The organism is Pseudomonas sp. BF-R-30, assembly GCF_019956175.1.
Lineage (GTDB): Bacteria > Pseudomonadota > Gammaproteobacteria > Pseudomonadales > Pseudomonadaceae > Aquipseudomonas > Aquipseudomonas jessenii.
Genome location: NZ_JAHBDE010000004.1, coordinates 177,192 through 187,660 on the forward strand (window position 1 = coordinate 177,192; position 10,469 = coordinate 187,660).

Sequence of the window (10,469 nt, forward strand, 5' to 3'; positions counted from 1 at the left end):
GAAACTGAATCGACCGCCGCAGCCAAGACTGCGCGGTATTGCGTTGTGTGAGGAGAGTCTGAATGAGCCAAGTGTTGGAAGATCTGGTCGACCTGCTGACGCTGGAGCCGATCGAAGAAAACCTGTTCCGTGGCCGTAGCCAGGACCTGGGTTTTCGTCAGCTGTTCGGTGGTCAGGTGCTCGGTCAGTCGCTGTCGGCGGCCAGTCAGACGGTTGAAGAGGCGCGCCATGTGCATTCGATGCACGGCTATTTCCTGCGCCCAGGCGATGCCGGGTTGCCGGTGGTGTATCAGGTTGACCGGGTGCGTGACGGTGGCAGTTTCAGCACGCGTCGGGTGACGGCGATCCAGAAGGGCCACCCGATATTCACGTGCAGTGCGTCGTTCCAGTACGACGAAGAAGGCTTCCAGCACCAGACCGAAATGCCGCAAGTGGTCGGTCCGGAAAACCTGCCATCGGAACTCGAAATCACCCAGCAGCGCGCGCACCTGATCCCCGAGAAAATGCGCGAAAAACTGCTGTGCCCGAAGCCGATCGAATTTCGCCCGGTGACCGAGAAAGATCCCTACAACCCGCTGCCCTCCGATCCGGTCAAGTACGTCTGGTTCCGCGCCGACGGGGCGCTGGCCGATTCGCCGGCGCTGCATAAATACCTGCTGGCCTATGCATCGGACTTCGGTCTGCTGGTCACCTCGATGCAGCCCCACGGCAAGTCGGTGTGGCACAAGGATATGCAGGTCGCCAGCCTCGATCACGCGCTGTGGTTCCACCAGGATCTGCGTGCCGATGACTGGTTGCTCTATGCGATGGACAGTCCGTGGGCGGGCAATTCCCGTGGCTTCTCCCGTGGCAGCGTGTTCAATCGCGCCGGGCAACTGGTGGCCTCGGTCACCCAGGAAGGCTTGATCCGTCACCGCAAGGATTGGGCATGAGCCTGGCCGAAGTGCGTCACTGGGTGTTCGACATGGACGGCACCCTGACGGTGGCCGTGCACGACTTCGCGGCGATTCGCGTGGCGTTGGCGATTCCTGCCGAACACGACATCCTGACCCACCTCGCCGCACTGCCGGCCGATGAAGCCGCAGCCAAACATGCATGGCTGCTGGAGCACGAGCGGGACCTGGCCCTTGGTTCGCAACCGGCGCCGGGCGCGGTGGAACTGGTGCGCGAACTGGCCGGGCGTGGTTATCGCCTGGGCATTCTCACGCGCAACGCCCGGGAGCTGGCGCATGTCACGCTGGAGGCCATTGGCCTGGCCGACTGCTTTGCGCTGGAGGATGTGTTGGGCCGCGATGATGCTCCGCCCAAGCCGCATCCGGGCGGGTTGCTGAAACTGGCCGAAGCATGGAAGGTGCCGGCGAGCGAGATGGTGATGGTCGGTGATTACCGCTTCGATCTCGATTGTGGGCGGGCGGCGGGAGCGCGGACTGTGTTGGTGAATCTGCCGGATAATCCATGGCCGGAATTGACCGATTGGCATGCGGCGGATTGTGTTGAGTTGCGGCAGATGCTTTCGGCTTGAGGGCGTTGTTGTCGGGTGAACCGCTTTCGCGAGTAAGCCCGCTCCCACATTTGATCTCGGGTGCTCACAAATGATGTGTACACCGCAGGTCCAATGTGGGAGCGGGCTTGCTCGCGAAGAGGCCCTTCCAGACACCACAAATACTACTGCCCGAACAATGCCTTCTGCCCCTCTGGCGAGGTAAACATCCCATCCCCGTTATGCCCGACCCCGGGCACTTCGATCAGTTGCTGGTTCAACCCCTTGGGTGCCAGCCGCTTCAGGTAGTCAAAGTAAAAACGCCCGCGGGCCAATCGAGACGGCCCTTGCGCCCTGGCCTCACAGCTTTTATCCAGCGCCGGATGATTCGGGTCGGTGTCCTGCTGCCCCAGCAGATAAACGACTTCACGCTTGAGGTAACTTTCCTGCAACTGTGCTGCGGTTTGTCCTTCTGCGTAAGCCGGTAAATCCGCCAGCCCGTACTTCCAGCGATGGAAATTCGGGCAACCGGCGTGGCTGAACGCCACGGGCCTGCGCTCATCGAAATAAGCGTAGGAGGACGGATTGGCGATCACGTAGCGCACCTGCACGCCGGCTGCATCGAGGTCGGATTGCGCGTGACCGAGCAACGCATAGCGCTGAACCACCTGCGCGCCGCCGGAGTGCCCGGCGATGACGATTTGCTTCACATCCGGAAACTGCTGACGGTTACCCAAGCGGGCGATGATTTCGTCGAGCGCCGCGTAGGAACTCAGCCGAAAGGGTGCCGTGGATTCGCCGCCGGCCATCCATTCATTGCCTTGCCAGCGCAAAACGGTGTCGGCCACCGGATGGACCGCGACGTCGGTTTCATTGAGGAATTGCGGGGCGATCACCAGGGTCGTTGCGCTTTGCCCCGCCAGTTCGGCCGCGTGCTCACCACTCTGCAGATAGGTTTGCGCATTGCGCAAGCGACCGTGGAGGATGATCAGCACCCGTTCGATTTTTGCCGGGGCGGGGCTGATGCCCACCGCGATTTCACCTGACTTCAACAGCAGGCGCCCTGAGCTGAGTTCCTTGACCCCATGCTCGGCGGCCTGGGACGTTGTGCAAGTAAACAGAACAACCAACAACCACTTCTTCATTTACAGATTTTTCGCCGCAAAGGTATCGCACTGGCCAACCTGGCCTTGGGCGAAACCGGTTTTGAACCAGCGCACCCGTTGCGCCGACGTACCATGGGTGAATGAGTCCGGGACCACACGGCCCTGACCCTGTTGCTGCAAACGATCGTCGCCGATGGCGTTCGCGGCGTTCAGTGCTTCTTCGATGTCACCCGGTTCCAGCCAGTTCAGGCGCTTCTGCGCATTGTTGGCCCAGACGCCGGCCAGGCAATCGGCCTGAAGTTCCTGGCGAACCAGCAAACCACCGTCGCCTTCCATCTGCCGGCCTTGTTGGCGCGCTGCCTGAATTTTCGTGGACACCCCAAGCAGGGTCTGCACATGGTGTCCGACTTCGTGAGCGATCACGTAGGCCTGGGCGAAGTCGCCCGCGGCGGAAAAGCGTTGGGACATTTCCTGGAAAAACGCCATGTCCAGGTAGACCTTCTGGTCGGCCGGGCAATAGAAGGGGCCGGTCGCCGAGGTGGCCAGACCGCAGGCCGAATTCACGCGGTTGCTGAACAGCACCAGGGTCGGGTCCTTATATTGGCGACCGGCCTGCTGGAATATCGCGCCCCAGGTGTCTTCGGTATCGCCGAGGATCGAGCGCACGAATTCCGCGCTCTCATCATTGGCCGGCGGTGCCTGGCGACTCTGGTTGGTGGCGGGCGCCGATTGCTGCTCCATTTGCCCGGTCAGTTGTCCGAGTATCTGCAGTGGATCCTGGCCGGTGATCCAGCCGATGCCGACAATCAGGAGGATCGCCGTCAGGCTCAAACCCTTGCCACCGCCAAAACGCATGCCGCCGCCACCACCGCCGACATCATCGCCACGGGCGTCGACCACGTTGTCGCTGCGTCGGCCTTTTTTCCATAGCATGTGGGAATCCTCTTCTGTTCCGGGGAAAGCGTCGTCCGATGAGTGTTGCTGCCAAGTGGGAGCGGCGCCAGTCCGGCCGTCCGTCTTTTTTCTGCGCACAGGTTGATTCCCGGCTACCCGTGAAGGGTTGCCGAGAAGGTCTCAGGCTTGTATTGAACACGGATAACCCATCGAATTCCGTTGGGCGATGGGTTTTTATCGTGAGGGCGATCGCCGGTCCTGCGAATTATTCGTCAAATGCATCCCACACCGGCGCAAAGTCAGGGCTGACCTGGCGCTCGCGTTTGGACAGGCTGGCGATCAAGGCACGGTCTTCATTATCCAGTCGCACATCCAGCGCCGCGAGATTGGCCAGTTGATTGGGCTCGCTGCTGGCCTTGGGGATCGCGGCCACGTTGGGTTGATCGAGCAGCCATTTGAGCGCGACCTGCGTCGGCAGTACGCGGTGTTTCGCGGCGATCCGCCGGATGGCCGGAATGTCGGATACCTTGTTGCGTGCCAGTGGCGTGTAGGCTGTCAGCGCAAGATCCTGTTGACGGGCGTAGTCGAGCAGGGCGTTTTGTCCGAGCAGCACGTGGTACTCGACCTGGATCGCCGACAGCGGCGCCCCCAGTTCTTCGACGACTTTGCGTAGCAGGGGCAGTGGAAAATTCGCCACGCCAATGTTGCGCGCCAGGCCTTGTTCCTTGAACGACACCAGGGTTTCTATGGTGCGCGGCAAATCCCAATCGGTGGTTGGCCAATGGAGCATGAACAGGTCGACGTATTCGCTGCGCAGGGCTTTGAGGCTACGGTCCATGGAGTGACGCATGGCGTCGGGTTGCAGTTGGTCCCACCAGACTTTGGTCGTGACGTGGATCTGCTCGCGGGGTGTCGGACTGTTCGCCAGCGCCTGACCGACCGCGTCTTCGTTGTTGTAGGCCGCTGCCGTGTCGATGTGCCGGTAACCCAGGGTCAGAGCCTGCTCCACTGCTCGGGTGCATTCCTCGCCGAGCATTGGCCAGGTGCCGAGGCCGAGTTTCGGCATGTTCAAACCCTGAGCGTTAATGATGTGCTGCATGGTCGATCTCCTTTTCATAAGCAGTGACGCCTGCGATATGGCGCGCGGCGATATAACCGAATGTCAGCGCCGGGCCGAGATTGATGCCGCCAGCGGGGTAGTGACCGCCCATGATGCTGGCCATGTCGCCGCCCGCCGCGTACAGCCCGGCGATGGGTTGCGCCGCGCCGTCCAGGACCTGGGCATGTTGGTTGACCTTGAGCCCGGCGAAGGTACCGAAGCATCCCGGCTGGACTTTCACGGCATAGAAGGGGCCTTGTTCGATCGGCGCGACGCATGGGTTGGGCTGTTGCAGTGCGTCACCCTGCTTGCGGTTGTAGGGTGTGGAACCACGGCCGAATTGCGGGTCCTCGCCGTTGCGCGCGTGGCGGTTGTAGTCCGACACGGTGGTGCGCAAGCCAACCGGGTCGATGCCGCAGGCTGCAGCCAATTCCTCAAGGGTGTTGCCGGTTTTCAGATAGCCGCTGCGGATGAAGGATGACAGCGGCACCGGAAATGGCCGAGAGATGCCCAGGCCATATCGACGCTGAAAGCCATGGGTGCAGATCAGCCACGACGCCACTTCTTCACCCGGTGGGGCGGCGGCGACCATGGCCGTGACGTAGTCGTAGTAGCCGTTGGCTTCATTGACGAAGCGCTGGCCGTTGCTCAGCACCCCGATGATGCCCGGCTTGCCGCGCTCGATGATGTGCGGGAAGTGTCCCGTGCTGCCGTCGCTGTGCGGCACCTGCGAAACCGGTGCCCAGGCGACGGCGGACGCCATGTCGGTATTCACCCGGGCACCGGCACTTTCGCCCAGGCGCAGGCCATCGCCGCAAACGCCGAGGGGCGGCAAGGCCAGATGCTCATGCCCGGTCGGTGTGCGGGGGAACAGGGCCTTGCGGCGGTCGATGTCATTGGCGAAACCACCCGCGGCGAGCACCACGGCCTTGCGTGCATGGATGCGCACCGAGCCTTTGGCGGTGTTGACCACCGCGCCTCGTACCTGGTCATTCTCGCGCAGCAATCGGCTCACGGGCGCTGATTCCCAGAGCAACACACCGAGGTCATCGGCGGATTTCGCCAGGCGCGCCACCAAGGCCACGCCGTTGACCAGTTGCATCGCCCGGCCATGTACGACGAGATCGAACAGGTGGCGGCTGAAGCGCCGCGTAACGTGCCAGGCCGCCGACAGTGAACGGGTCAGGTTGAGGAATGCCGTGAGGTCCGCCCCCGCCATGATCGGCATGCCCATGAACGATGTTTCCCGCATGGTTTTGCGCAGACGCTTGAGCAGTGTGCCGACTTTTCGTGCGTCGTACGGGGCGGCGATCACCGAGCGTCCACCGGTGCCGGCCCCCGGCGTGTCGCCATGAATGTCGGCAATGGCGTTGCCGTCGGCGAACTGCAGCGAGGTGTGCTGCTCGAAGAACGACACCATCCGCGGGCCGGCTTCCAGGAAAGCGTCGATCATCGCCGGATCAAAGCGCTCGCCCAGTTCGTGTTTCAGGTAAGTGCGCGGCAGTTCAACGTCTTCGACGATGCCTGCGCGTCGGGCCAGCGGGTTGCAAGGCACCCAGGCCCAGCCACCGGACCAGGCCGTGGCACCGCCGAACACCGGGTCCTTTTCTACCACTATGACTTTCAGTCCATGCCACGCGGCGGTCACGGCCGCCGACAGTCCCGCCGCACCGGAACCAACGATCAGCACATCGCAGTCGATGTCGGGAAGAAAGTGCGCTTGGGCAGGCATTGTTTGAACTCCGGTGTTTTATTGTTTTGGAATCTTGTTCCAGAAAATATAAGAATCAGGTGAAGCCGAACAAGTCTTGAGGGTGTAAAACGGGCGGTTATCGAACGTTCAGTTCCAGATTTCGCATTCGTTCAGATGTCTTCTAGAATCGAGCAAATTTTGCGTGGAAGCGACCATGGCCGGCAGTCAGATCGAACGTGTTTTCAGTGTGCTCGAAAGCCTCACCAGCGATCCCCGTGGCCTGCCGATGCAGACCCTGGCAGAGCAACTGGATATCCCCAAGAGTGCGACCCATCGCCTGCTGGCCGAGCTGATCCGCCTCGGTTACGTGCGGCAGAATCCGGATAATCTGCGTTATCACCTCTCGACCAAACTGGTGGCGATGGGCTTCCGTTACCTGTCGAGCAGCGGTGCCGACATCGTGCAGCCAGTGCTTGACCGCTTGGCGCAGGAAACTGGCGAGCTGGTGCGTCTCGGGGTGATCGACGGTGAGCGTCAGACCTGGATCGCCAAGTCCCAGGGCGCGCGCTCCGGTCTGCGTTACGACCCGGACATGGGCCGCGATGCGCCGTTGTTTTACACAGCCTCTGGGCATGCTTGGCTGGCCTGCATGAGCGATGCCGAAGCCTTGTCGCTGGTGGAGCGGCAGGGCGCAAAGGTGCCGGAACATGTGGGGCCGAACGCGCCGCGTTCGAACATCGAATTGCTCGAACGCCTGCGTATGGCGCGGGATCAGGGCTACGCCTGGGTCGAGGAGAGCTCGGCGGTCGGCACTTCGGCGATTGCGGCAGTGGTGCGCCATCCCGCCGATGGGCGGGTGATCGGCGTGCTCAGCATCGCCGGGCCGAGTGCACGGATGCCGGGGGCGCGGCTGCATGAGCTGGCGCCGTTGTTGCTGGCGTACACCGAGGAGTTGTCGGCGGCGAGTCTGGCCTCGGAGTTGTTCAACTAAGGCCTGTGCAAATCGACTGTGGGAGCGGCGGTGCGGCGATCCGACTTGCTCGCGAATGCGGTGTGTCATGGGATCTGGATGGCGCTGACACACTGCATTCGCGAGCAAGCCCGCTCCCACATTTTGAACAGTGTCTAGCTTGAGAAGCTGTGCGCTGTTCGAACACTTTCAGGATAGGTCTGTGTAAGAATCTGGAACCAGGTTCTAAATTATTGGAGTTCATCGCTCCAATAACACTCACAAGAGGACCGTATCTTGAATTCGCCACTTCGCATCGCCCTGATCGGTGCTGGCAACATGGGCCAGCAGCACTACCAGCATCTGCAATCCCTGACTGAAGCGACGTTGTGCGCCGTGGCCGATCCGGGACCGCAGGCGGCCAGTCTTGCGGCGCAATGGGGCGTAGCCTGTTTCGCCGATCATCGTCAGATGCTGGAGCAGGCGAAACCGGACGCCGTGATAGTCGCCAACCCGAACACGCTGCACGTCAGCACGGCCCTCGATTGCCTCGCGGCCGGCGTGCCGGTATTGCTGGAAAAACCGGTGGGCGTGCACCTGGATGAAGCCAGGGAGCTGGTGACTGCCTCGAAGGCGAGTGGCGTTCCGGTACTGGTCGGTCATCATCGTCGCCACAATCCGCTGATCGTCCGCGCCCACGAGCTTGTCCACAGCGGCGCATTGGGTCGGTTGACCACGGTTACGGCGCTCTGGCAGTTGCGCAAGCCCGACAGCTATTTTGAAACACCCTGGCGGCGCGAGGCCGGCGCGGGGATGCTGTTGACCAACCTGATCCACGACCTCGATCTGCTGCGGCATTTGTGCGGTGAAGTGCGCCAGGTTCAGGCCATCACCAGCAACGCCATTCGCGGGTTTGCCAACGAAGATTGCGCGGCAATACTGCTGCAATTCGACAACGGTGCACTGGGCAGCCTGACCGGCTCCGATGCGGTGGCTGCGCCCTGGAGCTGGGAGCTGGATTCGGGGGAGAACCCGGTGTATCCGCGTCATCCTGATCAACCGTGCTACTTGCTGGCCGGGACAGGTGGGGCGCTGAGCATTCCGCAGCTTAAACGCTGGCACTACAACGATTTCGATGGCGGCTGGCATCAACCGTTGCTGGCAACCCAGGAAAACTTCAATGCCGATGAAGCCCTGCGTCTGCAGTTGCAGCACTTCGTGCGAGTTGCGCGCCGGGAGGTCGAGCCGCTGGTGAGTGCCGCCGATGCTGCGCGTACGTTGGCGCTGATCGAAGCCATCCGCGAAGCCGCCGAAACCGGGCATGCCTGCTCGCCATCCTTGATCGAGGGGTGAGCATGAGCGAACGTATCTTCTCCCTGGCCAGCCTGACCGTGCTGGAGTTGTCACCGCCCGATATGGTCGAGGTCGCCGCGCAGGCCGGTTACAGCCATGTCGGCTTGCGTCTGGTACCGGCAACCCCGGAGGAGCACCATTTTGCCCTGGTGGCCGACCACGAACTGCGGCGCCAGACCCTGGCGCGTCTGCGCGATACCGGTATTCGGGTGCTGGACGTCGAAATCCTGCGGCTCAAACCGGAAACCGTCGTCGCCGATTTCGAAAAAGTCCTGGCGGTGGGTGCCGAGTTCGGCGCCAGTGAGTTGCTGGTGGCCGGTAACGACCCTGATGAACAACGGCTGACGGAACATTTTGCCGAACTCTGTGATCTGGCGGCACTCTATGGGCTGCACCCGCATCTGGAGTTCATGCCCTGGACCGATGCGCGCAATCTTCAACAAGCCGTGCGAATCGTGGAAAACGCCGGGCGTGAAAACGGCGGAGTGCTGGTGGACGCCTTCCACTTCGATCGTTCGGGATCGCGCCTGGAAGATCTGGCCAAAGTTGCTCCCTCACGGTTACGGTATGCACAGTTGTGTGACGTCGCAGGACTACGGCCGACCGATATGGCGGAGATCTTGCGCCAGGCGCGTAACGAACGGCGTTTTCCCGGCGATGGCGATTGTGATCTGCAGGGGTTGTTGGGGATTTTGCCGGCTGACATTCCATTGAGCCTGGAGATTCCCACCGTGCAGTTGCTGGAGCAGGGCGTGAGTGGGTTGGAGCGGGCGCAGATGGCGCTGGATAAAACCCGGGAATTGTTTGCGCGGCTGTAATCGGTGCTGCGCACCTATCGCGGGCAAGCCACGCTCCCACAGGTTCTATGCTGACTGGGTGGAAGCGTGGTTTGCCCGTGATGCTTTTGACTTTATGTAAGGAAACCCAATGACCGTCAGCACCCCGCTTTCCGGCGTCAATCAGCCCTTCAAAGGGATCCTGCTGATCATTGTCGCAACCTTCCTGTTTTCCACCCACGACGCCTTTTCCAAATACCTCTCCGGTTTCTATCCCATTGTCATGGTGGTCTGGGCGCGCTACGTGGTTCACACCTTGTTGATGGCCGGGATTTTCCTGCCGCAGTCCGGGTTGCGGGTGCTGCGTACCAAACGGCCATTGCTACAGGTGATCCGGGCGCTGTGCCTGCTGGGCACCAGTCTGTTTTTCACCACGGGGCTGATGTACATCCCGCTGGCCGAGGCCACGTCGGTCAACTTCCTCGCTCCGGTATTGGTCACCGCGCTGTCGGTACCGCTGCTTGGCGAACGGGTGACCCGGGGGCAATGGCTGGCGGTGATTTTCGGTTTTAGCGGGGTGCTGATCATCGTTCACCCCGGGGGCGATCTGTTTACCCCGGCGGTGTTGCTGCCGTTCTGCTCGGCGCTGTTTTTCTGCTTCTACCAACTGCTGACCCGCAAGCTCAGCGAGATCGATAGCCCGACCACCAGTAACTTCTTCGCAGGCTTGTGCAACACGCTGGTGATGAGTGCGCTGGTGCCGTTCTTCTGGCAAACGCCGAACCTGGTGCATGGCGCGATGATGCTGGCGCTGGGGGCTTGCGGGATGACGGCTCACCTGTTCCTGACCCAGGCTTTCCGCCTCGCGGCACCGGCACTGCTGGCACCGTTCAGCTATTGCCAGATCATCTTCGCCGGCCTGCTGGGCTGGCTGCTGTTTTCCCATACGCCGACACTGACCACCGTGCTCGGCATTGCCGTGATCTGCTGCAGCGGGTTGGCGGCGGCCTGGCAGCAAAGCCGCAAGTAGAAAGTAACCGGAAAACAACGGTGGGAGCGGGCTTGCTCGCGAAAGCGGAGTGTCAGTCACCATAAATATCGACTGACACTGCGCATTCG

Annotated in this window: 10 protein-coding genes; 6 read left to right on the top strand and 4 right to left on the bottom strand. The window is 61.7% G+C overall.

Annotated elements, in window-relative coordinates:
- Window positions 1-62: 62 nt before the first annotated feature.
- A complete protein-coding gene (gene tesB / locus KGB20_RS03430; protein ID WP_090451550.1) occupies window positions 63-932 on the top strand; it encodes an acyl-CoA thioesterase II in 870 nt (289 codons plus the stop codon).
- A complete protein-coding gene (locus tag KGB20_RS03435; protein ID WP_154910652.1) occupies window positions 929-1,522 on the top strand; it encodes an HAD family hydrolase in 594 nt (197 codons plus the stop codon). The genes tesB and KGB20_RS03435 overlap by 4 nt, the downstream gene beginning before the upstream one ends.
- Before the next feature lie 143 nt (window positions 1,523-1,665).
- Here the strand turns inward: KGB20_RS03435 and KGB20_RS03440 are convergent, their stop codons facing one another.
- The 4 genes from KGB20_RS03440 to KGB20_RS03455 all read right to left on the bottom strand — a co-directional run bounded on the left by KGB20_RS03440 (window position 1,666) and on the right by KGB20_RS03455 (window position 6,311).
- The gene (locus KGB20_RS03440; RefSeq protein ID WP_154910653.1) at window positions 1,666-2,625 is read right to left on the bottom strand and encodes an alpha/beta hydrolase; all 960 of its coding nucleotides are present in this window, start codon (window positions 2,623-2,625) and stop codon (window positions 1,666-1,668) included.
- Window positions 2,626-3,519: a neutral zinc metallopeptidase gene (locus KGB20_RS03445; RefSeq protein ID WP_090451547.1), complete on the bottom strand. Its 894-nt coding sequence runs from the start codon at window positions 3,517-3,519 to the stop codon at window positions 2,626-2,628.
- A 226-nt stretch (window positions 3,520-3,745) separates the two neighbouring features.
- Window positions 3,746-4,579, bottom strand: coding sequence for an aldo/keto reductase (locus tag KGB20_RS03450; RefSeq protein WP_223532016.1), 834 nt, complete (start codon window positions 4,577-4,579; stop codon window positions 3,746-3,748).
- Window positions 4,563-6,311, bottom strand: coding sequence for an FAD-dependent oxidoreductase (locus KGB20_RS03455; RefSeq protein WP_150813519.1), 1,749 nt, complete (start codon window positions 6,309-6,311; stop codon window positions 4,563-4,565). The genes KGB20_RS03450 and KGB20_RS03455 overlap by 17 nt, the downstream gene beginning before the upstream one ends.
- Before the next feature lie 175 nt (window positions 6,312-6,486).
- Here KGB20_RS03455 and KGB20_RS03460 point away from each other — a divergent pair, with 175 nt between their 5' ends.
- The 4 genes from KGB20_RS03460 to KGB20_RS03475 all read left to right on the top strand — a co-directional run bounded on the left by KGB20_RS03460 (window position 6,487) and on the right by KGB20_RS03475 (window position 10,380).
- The gene (locus KGB20_RS03460; protein WP_154910655.1) at window positions 6,487-7,263 is read left to right on the top strand and encodes an IclR family transcriptional regulator; all 777 of its coding nucleotides are present in this window, start codon (window positions 6,487-6,489) and stop codon (window positions 7,261-7,263) included.
- A 255-nt stretch (window positions 7,264-7,518) separates the two neighbouring features.
- A complete protein-coding gene (locus KGB20_RS03465) occupies window positions 7,519-8,574 on the top strand; it encodes a Gfo/Idh/MocA family protein (RefSeq protein ID WP_154910656.1) in 1,056 nt (351 codons plus the stop codon).
- A gap of 2 nt (window positions 8,575-8,576) precedes the next feature.
- Window positions 8,577-9,392 carry a sugar phosphate isomerase/epimerase family protein gene (locus KGB20_RS03470; protein WP_154910657.1) on the top strand — a complete coding sequence of 272 codons (816 nt, stop codon included), beginning with the start codon at window positions 8,577-8,579 and terminating at the stop codon, window positions 9,390-9,392.
- 109 nt (window positions 9,393-9,501) lie between these two features.
- On the top strand, window positions 9,502-10,380 hold the full coding sequence (locus KGB20_RS03475) for a DMT family transporter (protein ID WP_057713203.1): 879 nt from the start codon (window positions 9,502-9,504) through the stop codon (window positions 10,378-10,380).
- Window positions 10,381-10,469: the final 89 nt, after the last annotated feature.